The following is a 24,980-nucleotide window of genomic DNA, read 5'->3' as shown; positions in this document are numbered from 1 at the left end:
GGATTGCGCTGCGTGCAACCCTGATCGTGCTGCCGGCATTCCTGCTGGCGCTGATCGACCCGGCCGGTTATCTGCCGATCATCCTGAAGGCCGTCGGCCTGGGTCAGCAAAGCTCCACGACGAACGCCCGCATCGCCGGTCGCGAGCTGCTCGGCTCAACCTTGCTCGCAGGCCTGTTGGCGATCCTGTTCTGGAGCGCCCTCAGCCTGTTCGTGCATCTGTGGATGTTCTTTCTGTGGATGCTGCTGTTCGGCCTGGTGATGGCGCGCAAGTTGTATGCCCTGAGCCCGACGCGGTTTACCCCGGGGTTCTGGCTCAATACCCTGATCACGCTGATCATCCTGTTGGGGCAGTCGGTACAGGACAGCGCAGCAGGCAAGGACGTTTACACAGCGTTCGCCATCCGTATGGGCTTGTTCATCCTCGTGACGCTGTATGCCTGCCTGATGGTCCATCTGCTCGATCAACGGCAGGAAAGTGCTCAAGGATTAACCTGATACCCCTTACCCTGGAGGCAACTGGTATAGGCGGTAGAACTGGTCGCAGCACTGGTTTTATCTTGCGCCCGGCGTTCCTGACGCTGACGCGAGCCTCCGACGACCGCTCCTGCCACGGCGGTTTCCTTGGCGCGATCCTGGCGATAGTCCTGCTTGCGGTCATCATCGACCTGATCATAAAACTCGTCATGCTGACGTCCCCGCACCTGCGCCCCCGCAGCCCCTGCGGCAGCGCCCGCCGCGGCGCCCTTCAGCCTTCCGCCGCCAGGAGGCGGTGCCGCCGAGGCGCTCTGACCGGCCGCGATGTTGTGGCATTCGGTGATGTCCGTTTGGGTTTGTTGCGAACTCTGCCCTTTCATCGGCACGACCGTTTCCGCCCACCCCTGGGTCCAGGAAACCGACAGTGCGATGCACAGGCTAATGGATGACAACCTTTTCATGATGACCTCCGACAGGGCCCGGCACTCTGCAAGCACACTGGGTCGGTAGACAGACCGCTCAATACGTCACACCTCGTGATCCTGAGCGTGGTTCAGCATAAAAGATTGTAGATCACCCCTTCTCACCCGCCCCCCTTCTCCATTCGTGAACCGCGTGGCGCTAGACCTCCATGACCAACCGGTCTTCGACCCATCGCACCGGCACGGGCTCCAACTGCGCGCCCTTGCAGGGACCGTCGATGCAATGCCCGTCTTCGAAACGAAACATCGCGCTGTGATGAGCGCACATCAGGATTTTGCCGCGATAGGTGCAGAATTCTTGCGGGCGATAGTCCAGAGGCACCGAGAAATGCGGGCAACGGTTGATGTAAACCCACACCTGCTCGCCTTGCCGCACCGCCACCAGCCCGCCGGGATGCAATTGCTGGTGTTCGGGCAGACCCAGGGCGCCGCCATCAATGATGTCATCCAGTTGGCATAACGTAATGATGGTCATGATCAGCCGCGCAATTCCGGGTTGCCAAGGCTCCAGTACCAGGGGCGAATCTGAACACTGGCGAACAGTCCTGCCTGAACATACGGATCGTCCTGGATGAACGCTTCCACCTCCGGCAGACTGCCCGCCTCGATGACCAGCAACGTGCCATTCATGGCCGTACCCGTCTCATCGAGGGTCGGGCCGCCGAACCGGACGACCACTCGATGCGTTTCAGTCGCTCGCAAGTGCGCCTGATGACTCGGCCGCAAGCGCTGACGCAAGGCCAGGGAATCCGGGTGGTCTGTAGCGAATACTGCAAAAAACTGTCCCATGGTTCACTCGGTTTCCATGACGAATTCGTAACAGGCGCGCTTGAACGGCAAGTCGATACCCAGGTCGGCGGACAGATCATCGTGGGTGATCCGGTCTTCATAGATCACCTGCAATGACTGTTTGACGCCGAACACCGCATCGGATGTCAGGTACGGATCATCGTGATTGAACAGGTGGGTGACCAGTTTGCGATAGCCAGGCACATCGATCATGAAATGCAGGTGCGCAGGCCGCCACGGGTGACGGTTGGCGGCGTTGAGCATGCGCCCGACCGGGCCATCGGTGGGGATCGGATAGCACACCGGGACAATCGTGCGAATCGCAAAATAGCCATCGGCATCGGTGCGATAGCGACCGCGCAAGTTGCCGAAAGGCTGTTCGGTATCTTGACCTGAATACATGCCATTTTCGGCAGTCTGCCAGACGTCGAGCACTGCGCCGGCCAGGGGATTGCCCCGAGTATCGACCACACGACCGCGCACCAGCGCCGTCTCGCCTGCGGTGAAGGACATGTTTTCACCGAAGTCCCGCTCTGGCATGCCTTCGATGTAGAACGGTCCGAACACGGTGGTCTCGGTGGCGTTTGCACTGTGCCGATGGTTAATCGCATCGACCAGCATCGACACACCCAGGGTGTCTGACAGCAGGATGAATTCCTGGCGCAACTGACCATCGCACTTGTGGCCGGTCTCGGTCAGAAAGCGGATGCCTTCAAACCACTCTTGCTCGGTCAGTTCGACGTCGCTGACGAATGCGTGCAGGTGGCGAACCAGGCTCTGCATGATCTGTTTGTAACGCGCATTGGGCGCATCGCCAAAACTGCTGACCGCCTGCTCGGAGATCAGGGTTTCTATGGCTTTGTCTTGATCGGTCATTGTTTTTATTCCGACGTGGGTTGTCTGCACGGGTCAATCAGGCTGGCGCCAGACCATTCATGGCACGGGTCAACAGCGCTTCGATCGGACCTTGTTCAAACGGCCGTGGGTTGTAATAAGGACTTGCGCAGGCGATTTGCGCGGCGTCGGCCGGCCCGTTTTCAGGCAGGCCAATGTCAGCCAGCGCCAATGGAATACCCAGCTTCTGGTTGAGCGCGTACAACAAGGCGCCCACCTCCCCCGCTTCGCTGCCGCCCAAGGCGCGGGCGGCACGCTGTAAAGGTCCTGCGGCCGCTTCACGGTTGTAATGCGCCGCGTGTGGCAAAACTATCGCGTGTGCCTGGGCGTGAGGCAAATTGAACGTCCCGCCCAAGGTGTGGCAGAGCTTGTGGTGTAAGGCCATGCCGACCGAACCCAGGCAAATGCCTGCCAGCCACGCGCCATACAAAGCCTGGCTGCGCGCTTGCGGGTCGTTGGGGTCATTGACCACGCCCGGCAGGGCCAGTGCCAGTGAGCGAATCGACTCTTCAGCCATGAAACCGATGATCGGATTGGCGTCCTGGGCGTACAACGCTTCAACCGCATGGGCCATGGCGTTCATCCCCGAACAGGCGGAAATCTGCGCCGGCAAGGTCAGGGTCAATTGCGGATCGTAGATCACAGTCTTGGGCAAAACCCTTGGATCACGTCCGGTTTTCTTCAGGCGGTTTTCGGTCAGCCCGTAGATCGGCGTCATCTCTGAGCCGGCGTACGTCGTCGGAATCGCCACGATCGGCAGCCCCGAATCCATGGCAATCGCCTTGCCCAGGCCAATGGTGGAACCACCGCCAATGGCGACGCAGCAATCGGCATCCAGACGCGCCGCTTCGACACGCGCCGCTTGCGCTACTTCCAACGGCACATGCATCACTGCCTTGGGATAGACGCCCGCAGCGCGATCACCGAGCAACGCCGCGACCTGTTCGCCGAGCCCATGCTGTTCAGGCGTGGTGAGGATCAGCGCGCGCCTGGCGCCCAGGCGCTCGATCTCTTCAGCCAGCGCCGAGAGCTTGCCCCAGCCGAACACCACACGGGTCGGCAGGCTTTGGTACACAAAAGGATTCATGGCAGGCCTCAACGTTTGAAGTGCGCAGCGATGTTGGCGTCGACGTTGACCCAGACCGAGCGTGCCTCGGTGTAATCATGGATCGCTTCAAAGCCCATTTCACGGCCGTAGCCCGACTGTCCAACGCCACCAAACGGGCTGCCAGGGCTCACGCGTTTGTAGCAGTTGACCCAGCACATACCGGCATGAATGGCATCGGCCATTTTGTGCGCGCGGCTCAGGTTCTGTGTCCACAGGCCGCTGCCCAGTCCGTATTCAGTGCTGTTGGCAATGGCCAGGGCTTCTTCATCGGTGCTGAAACGCACCACGGTGACGAATGGACCGAAGACCTCTTCCTGGCAAACGCGATCTTCTGGCGAAGCCTCGACAATGGTCGGCTCGACATAAAAGCCTTGGGCCAATGCCTGGTCATCCGGGGCCTTGCCGCCACAGAGGATTTTGCCACCCTGCTCTATCGCGATATCGATATAGGCCAGCACGCGGTCGCGGTGCAGCGCCGACGTCAGCGGGCCCATTTCGGTCTCCGGGTTCATCGGGTCGCCAAGGCGGATGGATTTGGCCAGCGCGATGAAACGCTCAAGGAACTGGTCAGCTATGTCTTTATGCAGAATCAAACGCGAACCGGCGATGCAGGCCTGGCCCTGGTTGTGAAAGATCGCCCAGGCAGCGCCGTTGACGGCCGCGTCCAGGTTGGCGTCTTCGAACACGATGTTGGCGCCCTTCCCGCCTAGCTCCAGTTGAATACGCTTGAGGTTGCCTTTCGACGCTTCAACGATCCGGCGACCGGTGGCCGTCGAACCGGTAAAGGCAATCTTGCCCACGTCCGGGTGTTCGGCCAGGCGTTGACCGGCGGTATGCCCATAACCCGGCACGACGTTGACCACGCCCTTCGGGAAGCCGACTTCGGTCATCAGTTCGACAATCCGCAAGGTCGTCAGCGGCGTAATTTCCGAGGGTTTGATAACGATCGTATTTCCGGCGGCCAGTGCCGGGCCCATTTTCCAACTGGTGAACATCAGCGGGAAGTTCCAGGGCACGATCTGCCCAACCACACCGATTGGCTTGCGCTGCACGTAATTGAGAAACCCGGCTTCGACCGGAATCACCGCACCTTCGATTTTGTCGGCCATGCCGCCGAAATAGCGGAAACAGGCCGCCGTGCGTGGAACATCGAGGCCGCGGGAGTCACGAATCGGGTGCCCAGTGTTGAGGGATTCGAGCTGCGCCAGTTCTTCGCCGCTTTCTTCGATCTTGTCCGCCAGTTTGAGCAACAAGCGCCCACGTTCGGCGGCACCCAGGGCAGACCAGACTGGAAACGCCCGTTTGGCTGCGGCGACAGCGAGGTCGATGTCAGCGGCTTCTGCCGCGGCGACGCGGGTGATCAACGAGCCGTCATGGGGCGAGACGACATCAATGGTGCCGCCAGCGACCGCATTCACGAAACGGCCATCGATATAGAGCTGATTTTGCATAATATTTTCCTCGCACCGCGCCGATGGCGCAGTGTCTGACGACTTGATTCTTGAGAGCATGCCTTGCTGATTAGCCCGGCGTGATGCCGAGCAAGACAAAGGTCTTAGAACTCGATCGGATACGGCTTGAGTTCACCGCTTTCGTAACGCTGCGGCAGGTTCGGCGTGGCGTTTTCCCACACCAGCAGCATCGAGCGCTTGGTCGAGTAGCCCTGATGACGAATGTCCGCCGGCATGGCGCAGATGTCGCCGGCACGCATGGTGATGCGCGCTCGCGGATTGCCGTCGTCCTTGTCACCGACGTCCCAGAGGATTTCATCGGACAACTGCAAGAACCACTCGACCCGGTCATTGCCATGGAACACCGGCAAGATGAATTCTTCAGTGGTCGGGCAGAACAGGCTGGCCTTGCACACCGAAGTCACCGATGGGTTCCAGGTCACGTCGGAGCGCGACAGGTACTTGAACAGGCTGAAGGCATGTAACTCAGCTTCGAAGCCTTCGGCGGCGTGTACTTCCGGTTCATCCTGAGGAACGTCGATGAACTGGCGATTGACCGGCAAATCGTTACGCAGCGGCGAGTCATCTTTCAGGCCCGGCATGCGCTTGGTGGCGATGCGGAAGCGTTCGATGGCCTCGATGTTGTTGCCGTTCTTGCGACCGAACGCCGAACCGGTTTCTTCCGGTGCTGCGAAGGGGTCGAAGGTGGCATTGGTCCAGTCCCGCAGGATGGCCTTGAAGGTCGCCATGATCAGCGGTGTTTCAAAGTTTTCGGTGTAGTTGACGCCTGCGGCCTTGAGCGTGCCATTGAAGGTGCCGGCGTACAGGTCGACTTTGCCGTAGTAATTGCGGGTGCCGATGACGTGGTCGAAGTTGACCCAGCCGTAGAAAAAACCCCAGGCCACGTCGCGCATCATGGCGCGCAGAAAGGCATCGACCGGAATCAGGTGCGAACGGGTCTGACCTTTGGCGGGCCAGGTGATGCGGGCAAAATACTCGTCGCGCGACAGTTCGAAGGCGCCGAGGTTGAAGGCGCGATAGCCGGTGACGGCATGGGGAGCGCTGGCCTGGACTTCGTCGTCGGCAAAGGGTGTGTTATCGGCAGCGTTTTCAAGCATGGCCATGACGGGGTTCCTCTTGTTGCTTTTATTAGATGGGAAGGCGGTGATCACTTGAAGCAGATGTCGGCCCACTTCTCGACCGATAACGGCCCCTTGATGGTCTGCTGGAGGATCACGCCGGGACGGCTGGCTTCGAAGCGATACGCGGTGCCGGTCGGCAACAGGCACTGGTGACCGCGTTTGAGCAGCACGTAACCCATCGGTTTGCCCGCCGGGACTTCACCGGCCAGCTGAGTGCCCTCGCCGTCTTTCAAAGGTGCATCGAGCTTGAGGAAGTCCACGCGGACTTCACCGTCCATGACGATGGCGAACTCGTCGTGCGCCGCTGTGTACCAAGGCGACTGTCCTTCGGCGCGCAGGGTTTCAATGACGTAGCCAAGATTGAGACCGACGACGACTTTTTCATAAGGAAGGGAGTTGTCCGCCACTTCGAAAATATTCGAAAAAGCGTAATGACTGGCCTGGCCGCTGATGATTTCAACCGCCCCTTTGCTGTAGTTATCCAGCGAGCCAAAGACCGTTTCGATTGCCGCGCTACTCATGGTTTTCACCGTTTTGTTGTTGTAGTAACAGTGATCCAACAGTACGTCCCCCCTCCTCTGGGGACAATTAGTGAGCGGGCGACAACAGTGTTCGCGAAACGCAAACACTGATAGCGCAACCGTTCCGTTCAGCGTACCCAGCCACGCTCCAGCAAGGGTTTGTCCCAGCACGGTTCGTCACCGAAGTTTTCCACCAGGAAATCGATCAGCGTGCGCACTTTCAAGGCCCGGCGCTGGGTTGCGGGGTACACCGCGGAGAAATTGAAGGATGACAATGCGTACTCCGGCAGCACCGGAATCAGTCGACCGCTGAGCAGGTCATCGCTGGCCACCAACGTTGGCAAACAAACAATGCAGACCCCGGTCGACGCGTAGTCGCGCAGCAAATGAACCGAATTCGAACGTACCTGCCCCGGCAGGCTCAGCTCCACCTGCTCGTGCTCGCCGGTGAAGATCCAGCGGTTGCGTGACGGATAGCCTTCGTACAAAGCAATTTTGTGTTGCAGCAGTTCCTGCGGATGCTTGGGCACACCGAACTCGGCGGCATAATCGGGTGACATGCAGAACAACCGGCGAACGCTGAACAACTTGCGTTCGATCAGGGTTTCCGCCATCGGTGGGAACATCTGGAACGCTACATCGAAACCCTCTTCGATCGGGTCCACCACCCGGTCATTGACGATGACGTCGACTTCAATGTCCGGGTACAGCCGCGTGAACTCGGCGAGCATTCTGCCGAAGTGGCCGATGGCGAAGCCCGGCAGCATCTGCACGCGCAATTTGCCGGTGGGTTTGGCGCGCAACTCGCGCATGTGTTCGGTCAGCGAGTTGAAACTCGCGACCATGTCCGCGCATTCCTTGTAGTAGGTCTCGCCCACTTCGGAGAGCCGGACATGCCGCGTACTGCGGTGGAACAACGGTGCATTGATGAACTGTTCCAGCTGTTGAATGCGGTGAGTGATCACCGACCGGGTCACGCCCAATTGCTGGGCCGCCTTGGCGAAGTTGCCGGTTTCGGCAACACGCACAAAGGCTTCGACACTGAGTAAACGATCCATGGGGCAGGCTCTCTGGATGTTTTTGTTCTTATAGGAACAGCGAGGTTAGCCTGTCGGCACCCAGCACTCCACATCCCTGGCAACGCGCTATTTGTGGTTCTGAACAGACAACCGTCGCTGCATGGGGAAAACCTGCCAGCCCAGGCGTTCACTGATCAGCCCCCACACCCCTTGCGGTGCCTTGAGCATCATCACCACCGCGACCACGCCGAGGATGATCATGTACACGGCGCCGTATTGCGCCAGACAACCCCGCAACACAAAGTAAATCAGCGTGCCGATCAATGGCCCCTCCAGTGTGCCGATGCCGCCGATGATGACGATGAAGATCACCACCGCCGTCCAGTCCTGCAGGTTGAACGCCGCGTCCGGTGAAATTCGCAGTTTCTGCAGGAAGATCAGCGCCCCGACCACGCCCGTGCAACCGGCGGCCAGCACGTACACCATCAACTTGGTACGAAAGGTGTTGACGCCCAGGCTGCCGGACGCCGGCTCGGAGTCGCGAATCGACGCCAGGGCCAGGCCCTGTCGTGAACGCAGCACAAAAAACACCACCGCCACGGCGGCAATGGCGATGGCCAGGGCGGTGAAGTAGATCAGCATCTCGCGCTCGTCCCGGTCATTGCCGATCTGCCGCACAATCGCCGCCGGCAGGCTTTGCCCGGAACCGCCGCCGAGGCTACTCATCTGCGCCAGGCCCAGGCGAAAGACTTCTGCCACCACCCAGGTGCCAATGGCGAAGTAGGCACCGCGCAACCGAAACACAATCAAGGCTGTGGGAATCGCCAACAGCGCGACCAAAACGCCCGAGAGCAGGACCGCGAACAACGGCGGAATACCAAACCGGGTGGCCAACATGAACAGCAGATACCCACCCAGACCGACGAACGCCTGCTGTCCGACCGAGACCATGCCCGCGTAACCCGCCAGCAGGTTCCACATTTGCGCCAGCGCCAGGTAATAGGCGAACTCCACCACGAGCCGCAAACTTGAGCGATCGGCCCAGAATGGCGCGCTGATCAACACCAACACACAGACGCCCAGCAATGACAGCCCGACCATGCTGCTGGTGGTCGTGCGTTGCACGCGATAGCTGAGCGCGGGATTGTTCAAGGCATTCATCAGTCGACACTCCGTGGGAACAGGCCACGCGGGCGCACGACCAGAATCAGCAAGAACACAAGATGACCGGCGAGGATTTGCCAGCCAGGATCGATTTTTGCGCCCAGCGCCTGGGCGACGCCGAGAATCACCCCGCCGGCCAGGGTGCCCCACAGGCTGCCCAACCCACCGATGATCACCGCTTCGAAACCGTACAACAGACGCGCCGGCCCCACAGTGGGGTCGAAGCTGGTGCGAATCGCCAGAAACACCCCGGCAATCGACACCACAGCCATCGCCAGCGCCATGGCCAGACCAAAGATATGCGCGTTGTTGACGCCCATCAGCCGCGCGGTGTGCTGATCATCGGAGGTGGCGCGAAATGCCCGACCCAGAGCGGTTTTGTAGAACAGTAATTGCAAACCGCCGATGATCAGCAACGCACTGCAAAACACGATCAGCGGCATGACGCCCACGCTCAAACTGCCGAAGCCGACACTGGCGACTTCAAGGTCACCCTGAGACAGCTTTTGACTGTCTGCGCTGAAAAACTCCAACAGCACGTTCTGCACGATGATCGACAAACCAAAGGTCACCAGCAGCGGCGGCAGGATGTCCTGGCCAAGCGTTCGGTTGAGCAACAACCGTTGCAGCAGATAACCGAAACAGAACATCAGCGGCACCACCACCAGCAGGCTCGCCAACGGGCTGAAGTCCAGATGATTGACCACCATCAGCGCCAGGTACGACGCCAGCACGATGAAGTCGCCATGGGCGATATTGACCAGGCGCATGATGCCGAACATCAGCGACAGCCCCACCGCGAACATCGCGTAAAGGCCACCCAGCAACATGCCCTGAAGCAAAGTATTGAGCCATTCCATAACTAGATCCCGAAATACGCGGCTTTGATTTGTGCTTTGTCCGCGTCCCCAGGGCGGCCAGTCAGGGACACGCGCCCTTCCTGGAAGCAATAGAAACGGTCGCAGACACTCAGCGCCTGATTGATGTCCTGCTCGACGAGAATCACCGTCGTGCCGTCAGCCTTGATCGAGGGCAGCGCGGCGTAGATGTCCTTGATCGTGGTTGGCGCCAGGCCCAGGCTGATCTCGTCGCACAACAGCAAATGCGGGTTGGCCATCAAGCCCCGGCCAATCGCAACCATTTGCTGCTGACCGCCGGACAGCGCGGTGCCGGGGCGCTTGCGCAGTTGTTCCAGCACCGGAAACAGCTGATAGATCCGCGCCAGCGTCCAAGGGCCGGGGCGTTTGCTGTAAGCACCAATCAACAGGTTTTCCTCGACGCTCAGCGAAGGAAACAGCTTCCTGCCTTCCGGCACCAAGGCGATGCCACGTTCCAGCACCTGATTGGCCGCCAGATCACCAATCGCCTGGCCCTTGAAGGTGATGGCGCCGGGCTGGTTTTTGATCAGCCCGGCCAGCGAGCGCAGGAACGTCGATTTGCCCGCGCCGTTGGAGCCGATGATCGCCACGGTTTCGCCCGCCTCAAGGGTCAGGCTGATATCGAACAGCGCTTGAAAGTCGCCGTAGCCGGCACAGAGTTTTTCGATGGACAACAGGTTTGAAGGGGTCGACATGTTCAGCTCCCGATGCCCATATAAATGTCCTGAACCCTGGGGTCGGCCATCACGCTGCGCGGTTCGCCTTCCGCCAATTTGGCGCCGAAGTTGATCACTGTCAGGCGGCTGACGACTGCCAGTAACGCGTGCACGATGTGTTCGATCCAGATGATGGCGACGCCGGCCTTGTGAATGCCCTGAATGGTTTCCACCAGCGCCAGGCACTCCGGTTCGGTCAGGCCACCGGCGATTTCATCCAGCAGCAACAGCCGCGGTTGGGTCGACAACGCGCGGGCCATCTCCAGACGCTTGCGGTCGAGCAATGTCAGCGAGCCGGCGAGGACGTTGGCCTTGCGCATCAGCCCCGTCAGTTCCAGGGTCTGCGCGCACCATTGGCTGGCCTCCTTGTCGCGCAATCGCGCCCCGAAGGTCGCGCCGACCAGCAAGTTCTCGAACACCGTCATTTTCACGAATGGATGCGGGATCTGATGGGAGCGGCCAATGCCTTGCTGACAGCGCTTGAACACCGGCTCGCGGGTGACGTTGCGACCTTCGAAATGGATCGTGCCGCTGTCGGCTGCCACGCCCCCGGCGATCAGGTTGAACAGCGTGCTTTTACCCGCGCCGTTGGGACCGATGATGCCAAGGGCTTCACCCGGTTGCAGGGTCAGGCTCATCGCATCCGTGACCTTCACCGAGCCGTAGCTTTTGTGCACATCGTTCATTTGCAGAAGTGGCTGTTGCATGGTGCACCCGTTTCTTTTCGAGCAATCAGTACGTAATGGCCTGCATGTCGCCGCCCAGCGGAATCGCTGGTGCGGTGGCATTGCTGGTCACGACCAGGTCGTATTTGTTGTCAGTGCCCAATCGCCATTGGCCGCTGACCAAAGGTGTTTTGGCGACGTTCTTCACCGGTCCGTTTTTCCAGCTGATCGGCCCGACAACGGTGTTGAGCTCGGTCTTGAGCAAGGCATCGCGTACCGCATGCGGGTTACCGATTTCTTCAGTGCGCTTGAGGATGTTCACCGCCAGTTCGAACAGGGCATGCACGAAACCCAGCGGTTGAGTCCACTGCTTGCCGGTCGCCTGAGTGAAGCCCTGGGCCAACTGCCCGGCACTGGCGCCGGTCAAGGAAGAGCTGAACGGGTGCGTCGGGCTCCACCAGATTTCGGTCGACAGGTTGTTGCCGGCCTTGCCCAGCGCTTCGACCGCCGTGGGAAACAGCAGCGCCTTGCCGACCGACACCGCTTTGGGCTTGAAGCCCTGCTGGCGCGCCTGGGTCCAGAAGGTGGTCAAGTCAGGTGGAATAACCACGCCAGTGACGATCTCGACGTCGGCCTTTTTGAACGCGGCGATCTGCGCCGAGAAATCGTCGGTCAAGCTTTGAAAGCGGCCGGGGTCGACCACTTGGAAACCCTTCTGCGCCAACACCGGTGGAAAGCCGAGTTTCGGATCGCCCCAGGCATTGCCGTCGCCATCGTTGGGGAACAGACCGCCGACCACCTTGTTGGACGGCATCGCGCCCCACATGGCGCTGTAAGTGCCGATCACATCCTCCAGGCCCCAGAAAAAGTGATAGGTCCATTCGAACCCCTGATCCGGCTTGCCACCGCGGGTAAAGAACCACGGCTGCCACGGCGCCACCGTGGAAATACACGGAATCTCGTTGATTTCGCATTGGTCGGAGACCGGGTTGGTGGTTTCCGGTGTCGACGACACCAGCATCAGGTCGACCTGATCAGAGAGAATCAGCTCGCTCGCCACTTCTGCTGCGCGATTAGGGTTGGACTGGCTGTCCTTGACGATGACTTCCAGGCGATACGCCTTGCCGGCCACGTTGATGGAGCTCTTCAACACCTGCTTGAGCGATTCAATGATGTAGTTGTCGGCGGCCGCAAAGGGGGCCAATGGTCCGGTTTGCGGGCTGACATAACCGAGTTTGATCACCCGCTCGCTACCCAGCGCAAAGTTGAACGGCAAACTCGCCAGCGCCATACCGCCGGCAGCAACGCCTGTGGTGCGCAGGAAATCACGGCGCGAGACGTCGCGGCCAAACAGGTTTTTATCGTTGTTGTCTGTCATGTAGTACTCCAAAGCGGCTGCGTATCGGCAAAGTCCGGACGAACAAAGTCGCAGCGTGTGGGCTGAGCCAGCACGCAGGGTCAGGTGCTTTGCGAAAGTGGGCGGTTTAGAAAAAGAAGCTGACGTCGAAGGACGCGACCAGTTGCGAGTCCTTTTGCCCGTCGGCGTAGGCATCGCGGCCGGGGCCGGAATGAATGTCGTAGCGCAATTCCGGTCGCAGGCGCACGTTGGGGGTCGGCGTCCAGGCCAGGTTGGTGGTCACGCCGTAGAAACTGCCCCAGGTCGGGTCGGGAATTCCGGTGTGCGGGTCGATGTTGGCCATCATCACGTGCACCGGCGCATCGGTGTAGAACCACTCGGCGCGGCTGTTCCACATCAGGGTTTCGCTGACCCGGTGGTACCAGTTGATGTCGGTGCCGTACCAGGTGGCATCGTTTTTGTTGGCAAACCCGGCGAAAGCGCCCTGCTCCTGTTTGCCGTAATTCAACTCCAGCGCCATACGGTTATTCGGATCGAGCACTTGCGACAGGGTCAAGTACGAGGCCAGGCGCTTGTAGTCGTCGTCCTTGGTGCCGGCCGGCAATGGCGAGCCACAACTGCAGTCGGCGAAGCTGTCGCCGGCGCCGTTGCCGTAGATGTTTTCCCAGTCTATCCAGGTGCTGAAGTCCGCCGAGCGCCAGCGTACGTTGGCGATCACATCGGGATCATGGTTGGGATCCTGCAAGTTGTTCCAGCCCTGCACCACGCCCAGTTCGAAGCCCAGCATGCTTTCCCCGGGCGCCGAGGGCAGTTTGAACGAGTACAGCGCCCCGGCATGCTTGGCCGGGCCGTGCATGAAGGAATAGGTGTGCGAGTAGAAGTCGCTCGGTGCCGGGGATGGCAAGGCAAAGCCGATTTCATTTTCCAGTGGCGTGTGGAAAATCCCGATCATCAAGTCGGAACCACCCAGCACAGGAAAGTAAAAATCGACGTAGGCCTGAGCGACAGTGAAGGCTTCGTCTTCAGCCTTGTTGTCGCGATTGACACTCAGGTCTTCGTCCCAGCCGTAGGTCTTGAAGAAGCGTGCATCCTTGCCATACAGCGCCGTGACATTGAAACCCCAATCAGCCTCTTGCGGCATGGGCCCGGGAAACGGTCCGACACGACCGATCACATTGCTCTTGGGTTTCTTTTCCACGGCCAGCGCGAACTGGTTGAGGTTCACGCCTTCGTCGGAAGTGAAGAAGCTCTGTTTGCTGACGTCATCCGTGCCGTTGTTGTTGTAGCTCACACCCACCTGGCCCCAGCCGTAGACCTTGATGCCATGCTCACGCTCAAGGCTGTCGCCGAACACCCCACGAACCAGCGAGCCCATCGGGTCTTCCGCGGCCGAAGCCATCGAGGGACATAAGATGCCGGCTCCCAGAACGGGGGCGAACAGGGTTGCTGCACATGCCCACGCACGAATACTCATACCTGTGTTCCTTATTTTTATTAGGCGCCAAACCCCCGAAAGGGCATCAGGCCGACAGCAAGGTATGACGTGAAGGTGTCTGTCTTGAAAAGCCCTGGCAGGGGCTCCACTCGATCCTTGGCAGATCGTAGTGTTCGGCGTATTGCAGGCTACAAGCCCGTCACTACCCCAACAATTCCATTCTCGGCGACTTCAGTGTTTGCGTATTCAGAACAATCGCGCGCAGTGCGGAACTATTTTTCGCGCCTGCACACGCCATGACCTAACCTGAATGGCTAAAGCCGCTGGAGGCATGCTTATGCGTCCTGCATTGAAATTACTCATATTCGTTGTGTTCGCGCTGATGGGGGCGAACATCGGCGAGCTGTCGGCGGACGAACTCCCCAACACGTCAAGCAACGGTGAGGCCAGCGCTACCGCTACGGTGTCAAAAAGTGATCTGGAAGCACTGCAATTAAGGCTGGACAACCTTAAACAGCAGGTGTCACTGACCAGTAACTACACCCAGTTGATAGGCTTTCAGGACAACGTTCAGTTGCTCTTCAGTGATGTGGACAAGTTGGCGGCGGTGTTACTTCCCGAGCAGGCGCAATTGCAAGCACAACTCAGTGTGCTCGGGACGGCATCCGCCACCAGTCTTGCCATGGAAACGTCCGATATCGTTAAACAGAGGTCCTATCTCACCGCACAAAAAGACAAGGTGGATGGCGATCTCAAGATACTGCAGGCCATCAAAGAAGGTGCTGCTAACCTCATCGCTCAGATTGCCAGTATTCGACGTACCCTACTGGAAACCGAACTGGCCCAGCGCACCGCCAGCTTCCTCAATCCCCGCTTTTGGTTACCGCTGTTTTCTCCACTGGAGGAGGATAAAAACCGTCTGAGGTTTTTGATCGATCAGTCCAACAGTGTCATTCAGTCCGTCTGGCAACCTGGCCGGCGTGCCGCGACCGCCACGTTGTTACTATTGGCCCTGGCCTTCTGGACACTGGGGCGAAGACTGGCTGAACGTGGTTTGACATGGATCTGCATCCATCGAGTACCGGAAGGTCGCCTGCGCAGAAGTTCATTGGCGATAGCGACCGTAGTTGCCACGATGCTGAGCGCAGGTTGCGCAATACAGCTCATCTCCGCGGCGGCTACCCGGCTTCAACCATTGCCGCAGCCACTGCAAGGTTACTTCGACGATGTCGAGAAAGTCGCTTACGCCTGCGCCCTGATTATCGGTTTGAGTCGGGCCCTGCTGTCTAAACGCAATCCCTCATGGCGGTTGCCTGGCATCGCCGATGAAGTGGCACTTGCAATAAGCCCTTTTCCGGCGCTGCTGGCCGGATCAATGCTGATACTCATCTCGCTGGTACAAGTCACCAATGCGACGGGTATGAGTACGCAAGTGGTTCTCTTCAGCCGGGGCGTCGTATCATTAGTCGTCATCATGATTATCGGTGCGCTATTGCTACGCGTCAGTAGAACCCGCCGAGCGATGGTCATTGCCGGGGAACACCCTGAGTCAGGGACTACGCTGGCGGGGCTGATTTATACCGGCGTCAGTATCGCCATGTTGATCTCGATTTTTGGCCTGCTGATCGGTTACATCTCCCTGGCCCGCTTCATCACTTACGAAATTGTCTGGCTCTATATCGTTTTTGCCAGCTTCTATTTGCTGACGCAGTTGTTCAGGGACTCGTGCGATTACCTGTTTTCGCCAAAACACCCCAGCGGCAAAACGATCAAACAGCTGCTCGGTATCGGCGACGTACGGCTCGAACAAATCGAGGTTGTTGTGTCGGGTATTGGCAGAGCGGCTTTACTGTTGATTGCCGCGATTACAACGTTTGTGGGGGGGGTTGGAGCGACCTTTGGCCAACTGACTGACAGGGTTTCAGCGATCCTCGGCGGCGATGGCTTGCGCAAGCTGAACATCATTCCGGGCAATCTGTTGAATGCGGTCCTCGCGCTGTTGATCGGTATTTACCTGATTCGATCGCTGCGCAGATGGCTGGATAACGAGTTCCTGCCAAAAACCGTTATGGACCCCGGCATGGGTGCATCGCTGAGCACTCTGTTCAGTAATATCGGGTACGTACTGGTCATTCTGCTGGCGTTGTCTTCATTGGGCGTCCAATGGACGAATCTGGCCTGGATCGTCAGTGCATTGTCGGTGGGGATCGGCTTCGGCTTGCAGGAGATCGTCAAGAACTTCGTGTCCGGGTTAATCCTGCTCACCGAGCGTCCGGTCAAGGTCGGCGACCTGATCAGCATCAGCGGAGTCGAAGGCGATATCCGGCGAATCAATGTCAGGGCCACCGAGATACAGCTCAGTGACCGCTCAATCGTGATCGTGCCCAACTCGCAGCTTATTTCCCAGAACCTGCGCAATGTGACCATGGGCGGCAGCGCCCAAGGGGTGGCCACACTCGAGTTGGTGTTCCCTCTGGATATCGACCCCGAACAAGTCAAAAACCTGCTGTACACCACCTATTGCGAACATGAAACCATCCTCGACAAACCCTCCCCCGTTGTTCGATTCAGCAATCTGAGCCCTGAAGGCATCACATTGACCATCACCGGCTATGTCAGCAGCCCAAGGATTGTCAGTACGACCAAGAGCGATCTGCTCTTTGAGATCCTGAAGCGATTGAGTGCGGCCGGCATCGAATTGGCCAAGCCGGTCCCTCCTGCGTAATGCCCATCAATAGCCTGCCTGGCGCCTGAACATGTTCGTGATCACACGGGATCGCCGTGATTTTTTGCGCCATCGAATGATATGTTTATTTTCATTACGTTGCATTATGAAATAAAACATGTCATTTATAGTCACACAAAATCATCAGGACTGATCCACCGTGCCAGATCGGATGGCCTGTACCACCCCAACGCCCCTCCAAGGAGTCAACAATATGAACAAGACAGAACTTCTAGGTGCTCTGGCACTGTGCGCCGCAAGCTTGCTGGCTCACGCCGACGAAGACAGCCTGCGTATCGGTATCGAAGCCGCCTACCCACCCTTCTCTTTCAAGACGCCGGAGGGCAATGTCAGCGGTTTCGATTACGACATCGGCAACGCCCTGTGCGAAGAAATGAAGGTCAAATGCGAGTGGGTCATCCAGGAATTCGACGGCATGATCCCGTCGCTGAAAGTGCGCAAGATCGATGCCGTGCTGTCGTCGATGTCGATCACTGAAGACCGGATGAAGTCGGTCGACTTCAGCAAAAAGTACTACCACACGCCAGGCAAGTTCGCGATGAAGGCCGGCAATGTGATCAACGACCCGCTGGTTGATCTCAAGGGCAAGAAGGTCGGGGTGCAACGCTCATCGACCTACGACCGTTTTGCTACCGAGCAGCTTGAAAAAGCCGGGGTCGAAGTGGTGCGCTACGGCTCACAAAATGAAGCTTTCCTCGATCTGGCGTCGGGTCGACTGGACGCGACGCTCGCCGACATCGTCAACACCGACGAGAGCTTCATCAAAACGCCGGCAGGCAAAGGCTTCGCGCTGGTTGGACCGGACATCAGCGACCCGAAATATTTCGGCCGAGGCGCCGGGATCGCAGTGCGTAAAGGCGACAGTGTGAACGTTGCACGTCTGAGTACAGCGATCGACGCCATCCGCGCCAACGGCAAGTACCAGCAAGTGATGGCCAAGTACTTCGCGTTCGATATCTACGGCGAATAAACCTTACCTGAAACCCTGTGGCGCCGGCCTCTTGCGGGCGCTTTGGGCTCGTCTCGCGCGCCTTTTGGCGCTCGTTTGAGGAACTTCATCATGCTTCACGGCTACGGATCGAGCATTCTCGATGGCGCCTGGCTGACCATTAACCTGGCCCTGACCTCCATGAGCATGGCGATTGCTTTGGGTCTGATCGGCGCGGCCTTTCGGCTATCGCCGCTCAAATGGCTGGCGATGCTGGGCGAAGGGTACACAACCCTGATTCGCGGTATTCCTGACTTGGTGTTGATCCTGCTGATCTTCTACGGCGGCCAGGATCTGGTGAACCGCATCGCCCTGGCGCTCGGTTACACCCGCTACATCGACATCAATCCCTTTATCGCCGGTGTCTGCACCATGGGCTTCATTTTTGGCGCCTATCTCTCGGAAACTTTTCGCGGCGCCTTTATGGCCATCCCTAAAGGTCAGGCCGAGGCCGGCGTGGCGTATGGCATGAGTGGCGGCCAAGTGTTCTGGCGGATTCTGGTGCCGCAGATGATTCGTTTCGCCATCCCGGGGTTCACCAACAACTGGTTGGTGCTGACCAAATCCACCGCGCTGATCTCGGTGATCGGCTTGCAGGACATGATGTTCAAAGCCAAGAACGCAGCGGACGCCACCCATGAGCCGTTTACGTTTTTCCTCGCGGTGGCGGCGCTGTATCTGATGCTGACCAGCGTGTCATTGCTGGTGCTGCGCTACCTGGAAAAACACTACTCGGTCGGCATCAAAGCCGCCGAATTGTGATTGGGAGCTACCCCATGATTCTCGACTACAACCTGATCTGGGAAAACCTGCCGCTGTATTTCAATGGCGCCTTGTTGACCCTCAAAGTCCTGCTGATTTCCCTGGCCTTCGGCCTGGTGCTGGCGATTCCGTTGGCATTGATGCGGGTGTCCCGATCGCCCCTGATCAACTTCCCTGCGTGGCTCTACACGTACGTGATTCGCGGCACGCCGATGCTGGTGCAATTGTTCCTGATCTATTACGGCCTGGCGCAGTTCGCAGTGGTCCGTGAAAGCGCGCTCTGGCCATACCTGTCCAGCGCAACCTTTTGTGCCTGCCTGGCCTTTGCGATCAATACCAGTGCCTATAGCGCGGAACTGCTGGCCGGCAGTCTGAAGGCCACGGCCCACGGCGAGATCGAAGCGGCCAAGGCCATGGGCATGTCGCGCCTTACCCTGTACCGCCGCATTCTGTTGCCATCGGCCTTGCGCCGGGCGCTGCCGCAGTACAGCAACGAAGTGCTGATGATGCTGCAAACCACCAGCCTGGCATCGATTGTCACCCTGGTGGATATCACCGGAGCCGCGCGTACGGTCAGTGCGCGGTTCTATCTGCCGTTCGAGGCGTTCATCACTGCCGGCCTCATCTACCTGGCCCTGACCTTCATCCTGGTTCGCCTGTTCAAACTCGCCGAGCGTCACTGGCTGGCGTATCTGGCACCGCGCAAGCACTGAGGAGCTGTTATGGAGCACATTGAATACCTGTTGCCGTGGAGTGCCTCGGGCACTGAACGGAAACTGTCGCTGTTTCGTTTTGGCAGCGGGCCGCGCAAGGCCTATATTCAGGCGTCCCTGCACGCCGACGAGTTGCCGGGGATGCGCGTGGCGGTTGAACTCAAACGACGTCTGCGGGTGCTGGAACAACAAGGTCGCCTGAACGGAGTGATCGAGCTGGTGCCGATGGCCAATCCGATTGGCATCGCCCAGATGTTCCAGGCCACCCATCAGGGGCGTTTCGAGTTCTCCAGCGGGAAGAATTTCAATCGGGATTTCCCGGAACTGGCCGAAGCCGTGGCGCCGCTGCTGGAAGGAAAACTGGGAGACGATGCCGATACCAACGTTGCGCTGATCCGCCGCGCCATGAGCGATGTCCTCACCGACATGCCCGCACCGGCATCGGAACTCGATGGCTTGCGCCGCCTGTTGCTGCAACATGCCTGTGACGCTGACGTGGTGCTGGACCTGCACTGCGATTTCGAGTCGATCATGCTGCTTTACGCCATGCCGCAAAACTGGCCGCGCTTGCGTTCATTGGCCGCTCGACTCGGTGCCGGTGCCGCGTTGCTGGCCGAGGGTGCGGGCGGTAGTGCCTTCGATGAAGCCTGTGCGATCCCTTGGTTGCAGTTGGCCGAGCTCTTTCCTGAAGCCGATATTCCGCTGGCCTGTGTGGCCACCACCATCGAGTTGCGCGGCATGGCCGACACCGAACGCGAGCCATGTGTCGATAGCGCCGAGGCCATTCTTGGCTATCTCGCCGAACAAGGCCTGATCAGCGGTGACTGGCCAGCAGCGCCACAGACCTGTTGTGAAGCGACGCCATTCGCCGGTGCGCAGTATGCCTATGCGCCGCATCCGGGGGTGGTGAGCTTTCTGCAACCGCTGGGTGCCCGGGTCAGGGTGGGCGATCCGCTGTTCGAAGTGCTGGATCCGTTGACCGATCGCCACAGTATCGTGCGCGCCAGCACCGACGGCATCCTCTATGCCCGAGAACGCCTGCGCTTTGCCCAGCCCGGTTTGTGGCTGGCCAAAGTCGCCGGCACCCGCCTCATTCGCCAGGGTCGCTTGCTCAGCGACTGATTCCAGAGAATAAAAACCATGTACAAACTTGAAGTTCAGGATCTGCACAAAAGCTACGGCAGCCACCACGTGCTCAAGGGCGTGTCCCTGGAGGCGAAGGCCGGCGATGTGATCAGCCTCATCGGCTCCAGCGGCTCGGGCAAAAGCACTTTCCTGCGTTGCATCAACCTGCTGGAGCAGCCCAACGCCGGCAGCATCGTGCTCAACGGCGAACAATTGAAACTGGTGACCAACAAACTCGGCGGGCTCAAGGCCGCCGAACCCAAGCAGTTACAACGCATGCGTTCGCGGCTGTCGATGGTGTTTCAGCACTTCAACCTGTGGTCGCACATGAGCGCCCTTGAAAACGTCATGGAAGCCCCGGTGCATGTACTTGGCATGGGCAAGAAAGAAGCCCGGGAAAAGGCCGAGTACTACTTGAACAAAGTCGGCGTGGCGCACCGCATGGATGCCTGGCCAGCCCATATGTCGGGCGGCGAGCAGCAGCGTGTGGCGATTGCCCGGGCGCTGGCCATGGAGCCGGAAGTGATGCTGTTCGATGAGCCGACCTCGGCACTCGACCCCGAGCTGGTCGGCGAAGTGCTGAAAGTCATGCAGGACCTCGCCCTCGAAGGCCGCACCATGGTGGTCGTGACCCACGAAATGGGCTTTGCCCGTGAGGTTTCCAATCAACTGGTGTTCCTGCACAAGGGTCAGGTCGAAGAGCGTGGCGACCCGCGCGAAGTGCTGGTCAACCCGCAGTCCGAACGCCTCCAGCAGTTTCTTGCCGGCAGCTTGAAGTAATCCGACCGGCCTAATGCCAGTCAGTTAAGCCGTAACGCGATCTGTAGCAGCTGTCGAGCCTGCGAGGCTGCGTTCGGCTGCGCAGCAGTCGTAAAACCTGACCGCGAGGTAGCCCTGAAGAACCGCATTGCCTGATTTCACGACTGCTGCGCAGTCGAACGCAGGCTTCGCCAGCTGCTACAAAGTATGCGCTGCAGCTGAAATTGCTTAACTGGCGGGCATTGCCCGACCGCGTTGCACACCAACGGTTGGCTTCGGATACACTCCAGCCAACCTTGTGCCCCCCCCCTTCTCCAACCCTCAGGAAATGTTGAGCCGGATATGCCGACCCCATCGAAAAACACCACGGTCTATGCCGCACCGGTTATGCGCAAACTGGCGGAGATCGTTGGCGATTTACAGCCGTCACTGCGCAAGGTAGCGGACTTTATCCTGCGTCACCCGCTGAGGGCCGCGACGCTGACCATCGAGGAGATGGCTCACGAAACGTCCACCTCGCCAGCTGCGGTCAACCGTTTGGCCAAGGCCTTGAACCTGGGTGGCTATACCGGCATGAAAGCCGAGCTGGTCGCGACGTTGCAGCAGATGGTGTCGCCGGTCGACAAACTGCGCAACGAACTGGCTCATCGTCCTGGCGGCGAGTTTGGCCTGCATGAGCAAATCCAGAGCGCCAGCAGCAACCTCGCAACGGCGGCGACCAACAACCATGCAGACACCTTTGAAGCGTTCGTGACCCGCCTGACCCAGGCTCGCAAAATCTACATCCTGGGCTTTGGTAACAGCGTGTACTTCGCCGGCCTCGCCGCCTCGACCCTGATGCCTTTCTGCGCGGACGCCACCGCCATCAGCATGGAGGGCGGCAACGAAAACGCTGCTTACCGTCTGGCCGCGATTACCGATCAGGATGTGTTGCTGGCGATCTCCCTGCCGCGCTATTCCCTCGACACCCTGCAACTCGCCCGTTTCGCCAATGAACGTGGCGCCACAGTGCTGGCAATCACCGATTCCCCCGCCTCGCCGCTCACCAGCATTGCCGAACACGTGCTGTTTGCTCCCGCCGACCATCCGGTTTTGACCAGTTCCAACATCGCGGTGCTTGCCTTGATCGAAGGGTTGGTGGCGGGCGTGATGGCGCGCAACAAGGAAGCCGTCAAGCTGGCGACCGAGTTGACCGAAAGCGTGATGGCTTACCTGCACATGCCGGGCAACAGCAAATCGGCGAAAGCCACAAAGCCGCGTTGACGTGTCCCAGGCTTACCCGCGACCTGTTACGCCACAGGATTTGCGGGCGAGCGTCTGACTGGGAAGTTCGTTGAACAACGCCCGATAGCTGTTGGAAAATCGCCCTAAATGCCAGAACGACCACTGCATCGCCACTTCGGCAACGGTGGTGTCCATCGCTGTGCGACTGAGCAATTCGCGGCGTGCGCTGTTGAGTCGGCGCAAGCGCAGCCAGTGGGTTGGGGTCATCCCGGTATAGGCCTTGAACGCATGCTGCAACTGCCGCAGTGAAACCCCGGCGACCTGCGAAAGCTCCAGCAGATTCAGGGTGTCTTCCGGGGCATCAGCCGCCCATTCACCGATGCGTTTCATCACTGCACGCTCTTCGGCGCGGCGCTGTAACCCTCCGCGATCAAGGCAAACACACGCGTTGTCGAGGATGTACAGGCAGTCTTCCAGCAACTGCTGGGTCAACGCCTCCTTGCTCGGTGGATCGAGCGTCTGCGCCAGTCGGGTCAACGTCCCGCTGAGCCAGCGACTGAACAACGCGTTCTGCCCCGAATTCAGTGGCGCCATGAACAGGCCTTCGAGCCTGGCCACGTTCAAACCGTGACGCTGCACGAACTCCGGACCGAACACCACGGCGATTTCCTGGTAGTTCTCCGGGGTGATCCAGATGTTGCGGCTTTCGCCATTCAACACGTACAACGCGTTGTCGCTGCGATCGAAACAGAACGCCAGCGCACCTTCGGGCGCGCTGAAATTCTGCTCGACGCGAGTGTTCATCTGTTCCTCGTAAATCTCCACGCCTTGCAGGTCCAGGTAGCGCACGCGCCCGGCGAAATGCCCCGGTGACATTTGCTGGTAATGCTGCACCCAACCCGGTGTGGCGCGGATTTGCTCGGTTACATCGGCGGTGTTGAACGCTTGGACTTGCAGGGGGTTGCACGTTGTCATGGGTGACCTTACGCACTCGTTTGGTGCGTTTTGGTGCTGCTGAAAGTGGATAGATGGAACGTCAAGGCTCGCCCAAGATAGTCGTCAACGCGCCACAGGGGAAGTGTGTGGTGGATGAAACCAGCCTCCCCGGCGTTAATAAAACCAATAACGAGGTCTTTATGAATGTCCCTTTCGATCAGCTGCTCACGTGGCTGAAAGATCACAAGATTACCGAAGTCGAGTGTGTGGTCAGCGACTTGACCGGCATCGCACGCGGCAAAATTGCACCCACCAACAAGTTCCTGCATGAGCGAGGCATGCGCCTGCCGGAAAGTGTGCTTTTGCAAACGGTAACCGGGGACTTTGTCGACGACGACATCTACTACGACCTGCTCGACCCGGCCGACATCGACATGGTGTGCAAGCCCGTCTCCGACGCGGTGTATGTGATTCCATGGGCCATCGAGCCGACCGCTATCGTGATTCACGACACCTTCGACAAGTTCGGCAACCCGATCGAGCTGTCGCCGCGCAACGTGCTGAAAAAAGTCCTGCAGCTGTACACCGACAAAGGCTGGCGGCCGATTGTCGCGCCGGAAATGGAGTTCTACCTGACCCAGCGCTGCGAAGACCCGGACTTGCCGCTCAAGGCACCGCTAGGGCGTTCGGGCCGTGCGGAAAGTGGTCGTCAGTCGTTTTCCATCGACGCCGCCAACGAATTCGATCCGCTGTTTGAAGACGTGTACGACTGGTGTGAACTTCAGGGCCTGGACCTCGATACCTTGATCCACGAAGACGGCCCGGCGCAGATGGAAATCAACTTCCGTCACGGCGACGCGCTGGATCTGGCCGACCAGATCACCGTGTTCAAGCGCACCCTGCGCGAAGCGGCGCTCAAGCACAACGTCACCGCGACCTTCATGGCCAAACCGATTGGCGATGAACCCGGCAGCGCCATGCATATCCACCAGAGCGTGGTGGACATCGCCACCGGCCAGCCGATCTTTGCCAATGCCGACGGGCAGATGACCGAACTGTTCCTGCACCACATCGGCGGCCTGCAAAAGTACATCCCCAAAGTGCTGCCGATGTTCGCGCCGAACGTCAATTCGTTCCGCCGCTTCCTGCCGGACACTTCGGCACCGGTGAACGTCGAGTGGGGCGAAGAAAACCGCACCGTGGGCCTGCGTGTGCCGACCTCCACGCCGGACGCGATGCGCGTGGAAAACCGGTTGCCGGGGGCCGACGCCAACCCTTATCTGGCGATTGCAGCGAGCCTGTTGTGCGGGTATCTGGGAATGGTCGAGCGCGTCGAACCGAGCGCTGCAGTCCAGGGGCGTGCCTATGAGCGCCGCAATCTGCGCCTGCCGATCACCATCGAAGACGCGCTGACGCAGATGGAAGAGTGCGAAACCGTCGGGCGTTATCTGGGTAGCAAATTCGTCCGCGGTTATGTGGCGGTCAAGCGCGCCGAACATGAGAACTTCAAGCGCGTGATCAGCTCGTGGGAGCGAGAGTTCCTGCTGCTCAGCGTCTGAGATTTGTAGTGTCTTTGACTGCCTCTTCGCGAGCAAGCCCGCTCCCACATTTGAAATGCGTACCCCTGTGG

The 24,980-nt window shown here is 59.3% G+C and carries 24 protein-coding genes and 1 pseudogene; 9 read left to right on the top strand and 16 right to left on the bottom strand.

Annotated features, from left to right (window positions below):
* Positions 1–497: pseudogene (locus KGB23_RS07000) on the top strand (hypothetical protein); the annotation flags it as partial.
* Here the strand turns inward: KGB23_RS07000 and KGB23_RS06995 are convergent.
* The 15 genes from KGB23_RS06995 to KGB23_RS06925 form a co-directional block, all read right to left on the bottom strand.
* A complete protein-coding gene (locus KGB23_RS06995) occupies positions 482–937 on the bottom strand; it encodes a YMGG-like glycine zipper-containing protein (RefSeq protein WP_223430435.1) in 456 nt (151 codons plus the stop codon). The pseudogene KGB23_RS07000 and the gene KGB23_RS06995 sit on opposite strands and share 16 nt — an antisense overlap.
* A 160-nt stretch (positions 938–1,097) precedes the next feature.
* Positions 1,098–1,433 carry a Rieske (2Fe-2S) protein gene (locus KGB23_RS06990; RefSeq protein ID WP_223430434.1) on the bottom strand — a complete coding sequence of 112 codons (336 nt, stop codon included), beginning with the start codon at positions 1,431–1,433 and terminating at the stop codon, positions 1,098–1,100.
* 2 nt (positions 1,434–1,435) lie between these two features.
* Complete coding sequence (locus KGB23_RS06985; protein ID WP_223430433.1) at positions 1,436–1,747, bottom strand: YciI family protein; 312 nt, start codon at positions 1,745–1,747, stop codon at positions 1,436–1,438.
* 3 nt (positions 1,748–1,750) lie between these two features.
* Positions 1,751–2,623 (bottom strand): dioxygenase, encoded by an 873-nt coding sequence (locus tag KGB23_RS06980; RefSeq protein ID WP_223430432.1) that lies wholly within the window; start codon positions 2,621–2,623, stop codon positions 1,751–1,753.
* Between the two features lie 37 nt (positions 2,624–2,660).
* The gene (locus tag KGB23_RS06975; protein WP_223430431.1) at positions 2,661–3,728 is read right to left on the bottom strand and encodes a maleylacetate reductase; all 1,068 of its coding nucleotides are present in this window, start codon (positions 3,726–3,728) and stop codon (positions 2,661–2,663) included.
* A gap of 8 nt (positions 3,729–3,736) precedes the next feature.
* Positions 3,737–5,200, bottom strand: a complete 1,464-nt coding sequence (locus KGB23_RS06970; protein WP_223430430.1) for an aldehyde dehydrogenase family protein — start codon at positions 5,198–5,200, stop codon at positions 3,737–3,739.
* Positions 5,201–5,304: 104 nt separating this feature from the next.
* Entirely contained in the window at positions 5,305–6,324 is a 1,020-nt protein-coding gene (locus KGB23_RS06965; protein ID WP_223430429.1) for a hydroxyquinol 1,2-dioxygenase, read from the bottom strand.
* A gap of 44 nt (positions 6,325–6,368) precedes the next feature.
* Entirely contained in the window at positions 6,369–6,863 is a 495-nt protein-coding gene (locus tag KGB23_RS06960; RefSeq protein WP_223430428.1) for a hydroxyquinol 1,2-dioxygenase, read from the bottom strand.
* Positions 6,864–6,991: 128 nt separating this feature from the next.
* On the bottom strand, positions 6,992–7,921 hold the full coding sequence (locus KGB23_RS06955; RefSeq protein WP_140678827.1) for a LysR family transcriptional regulator: 930 nt from the start codon (positions 7,919–7,921) through the stop codon (positions 6,992–6,994).
* Between the two features lie 87 nt (positions 7,922–8,008).
* Complete coding sequence (locus KGB23_RS06950) at positions 8,009–9,043, bottom strand: branched-chain amino acid ABC transporter permease (RefSeq protein ID WP_223430427.1); 1,035 nt, start codon at positions 9,041–9,043, stop codon at positions 8,009–8,011.
* The gene (locus tag KGB23_RS06945) at positions 9,043–9,906 is read right to left on the bottom strand and encodes a branched-chain amino acid ABC transporter permease (protein WP_223430426.1); all 864 of its coding nucleotides are present in this window, start codon (positions 9,904–9,906) and stop codon (positions 9,043–9,045) included. The genes KGB23_RS06950 and KGB23_RS06945 overlap by 1 nt, the downstream gene beginning before the upstream one ends.
* A 2-nt stretch (positions 9,907–9,908) precedes the next feature.
* Positions 9,909–10,601: an ABC transporter ATP-binding protein gene (locus KGB23_RS06940; RefSeq protein WP_317851609.1), complete on the bottom strand. Its 693-nt coding sequence runs from the start codon at positions 10,599–10,601 to the stop codon at positions 9,909–9,911.
* A gap of 20 nt (positions 10,602–10,621) precedes the next feature.
* Positions 10,622–11,347, bottom strand: coding sequence for an ABC transporter ATP-binding protein (locus tag KGB23_RS06935; protein WP_140678833.1), 726 nt, complete (start codon positions 11,345–11,347; stop codon positions 10,622–10,624).
* Positions 11,348–11,372: 25 nt separating this feature from the next.
* Positions 11,373–12,683 carry an ABC transporter substrate-binding protein gene (locus KGB23_RS06930; RefSeq protein ID WP_223430424.1) on the bottom strand — a complete coding sequence of 437 codons (1,311 nt, stop codon included), beginning with the start codon at positions 12,681–12,683 and terminating at the stop codon, positions 11,373–11,375.
* A gap of 106 nt (positions 12,684–12,789) precedes the next feature.
* Entirely contained in the window at positions 12,790–14,061 is a 1,272-nt protein-coding gene (locus tag KGB23_RS06925) for an outer membrane beta-barrel protein (RefSeq protein ID WP_223430423.1), read from the bottom strand.
* A gap of 373 nt (positions 14,062–14,434) precedes the next feature.
* Here KGB23_RS06925 and KGB23_RS06920 point away from each other — a divergent pair, with 373 nt between their 5' ends.
* From KGB23_RS06920 to KGB23_RS06890, 7 genes are all read left to right on the top strand, one after another.
* Entirely contained in the window at positions 14,435–16,822 is a 2,388-nt protein-coding gene (locus KGB23_RS06920; protein ID WP_223430422.1) for a DUF3772 domain-containing protein, read from the top strand.
* Between the two features lie 214 nt (positions 16,823–17,036).
* Positions 17,037–17,813 (top strand): ABC transporter substrate-binding protein, encoded by a 777-nt coding sequence (locus KGB23_RS06915; protein WP_046047038.1) that lies wholly within the window; start codon positions 17,037–17,039, stop codon positions 17,811–17,813.
* Positions 17,814–17,903: 90 nt separating this feature from the next.
* The gene (locus KGB23_RS06910; RefSeq protein ID WP_046047037.1) at positions 17,904–18,593 is read left to right on the top strand and encodes an ABC transporter permease; all 690 of its coding nucleotides are present in this window, start codon (positions 17,904–17,906) and stop codon (positions 18,591–18,593) included.
* Positions 18,594–18,607: 14 nt separating this feature from the next.
* Complete coding sequence (locus KGB23_RS06905) at positions 18,608–19,306, top strand: ABC transporter permease (protein WP_223430421.1); 699 nt, start codon at positions 18,608–18,610, stop codon at positions 19,304–19,306.
* A 9-nt stretch (positions 19,307–19,315) separates the two neighbouring features.
* Positions 19,316–20,428 carry a succinylglutamate desuccinylase/aspartoacylase family protein gene (locus KGB23_RS06900; protein ID WP_223430420.1) on the top strand — a complete coding sequence of 371 codons (1,113 nt, stop codon included), beginning with the start codon at positions 19,316–19,318 and terminating at the stop codon, positions 20,426–20,428.
* 18 nt (positions 20,429–20,446) lie between these two features.
* Complete coding sequence (locus tag KGB23_RS06895) at positions 20,447–21,211, top strand: ABC transporter ATP-binding protein (protein ID WP_223430419.1); 765 nt, start codon at positions 20,447–20,449, stop codon at positions 21,209–21,211.
* A 321-nt stretch (positions 21,212–21,532) separates the two neighbouring features.
* On the top strand, positions 21,533–22,453 hold the full coding sequence (locus KGB23_RS06890; RefSeq protein WP_223430418.1) for a MurR/RpiR family transcriptional regulator: 921 nt from the start codon (positions 21,533–21,535) through the stop codon (positions 22,451–22,453).
* Between the two features lie 12 nt (positions 22,454–22,465).
* Here the strand turns inward: KGB23_RS06890 and KGB23_RS06885 are convergent, their stop codons facing one another.
* A complete protein-coding gene (locus KGB23_RS06885; protein ID WP_223430417.1) occupies positions 22,466–23,389 on the bottom strand; it encodes a helix-turn-helix domain-containing protein in 924 nt (307 codons plus the stop codon).
* Positions 23,390–23,550: 161 nt separating this feature from the next.
* On the opposite strand from KGB23_RS06885, the gene KGB23_RS06880 reads away from it, so the two are divergent.
* On the top strand, positions 23,551–24,909 hold the full coding sequence (locus KGB23_RS06880) for a glutamine synthetase family protein (RefSeq protein WP_223430416.1): 1,359 nt from the start codon (positions 23,551–23,553) through the stop codon (positions 24,907–24,909).
* Positions 24,910–24,980: the final 71 nt, after the last annotated feature.

The organism is Pseudomonas sp. GL-B-26, assembly GCF_019947405.1.
In the GTDB taxonomy this organism is placed as follows: domain Bacteria; phylum Pseudomonadota; class Gammaproteobacteria; order Pseudomonadales; family Pseudomonadaceae; genus Aquipseudomonas.
The sequence above is the reverse complement of the archived record's forward strand: the minus strand, read 5'-3'. Positions and strand labels throughout refer to the sequence as shown.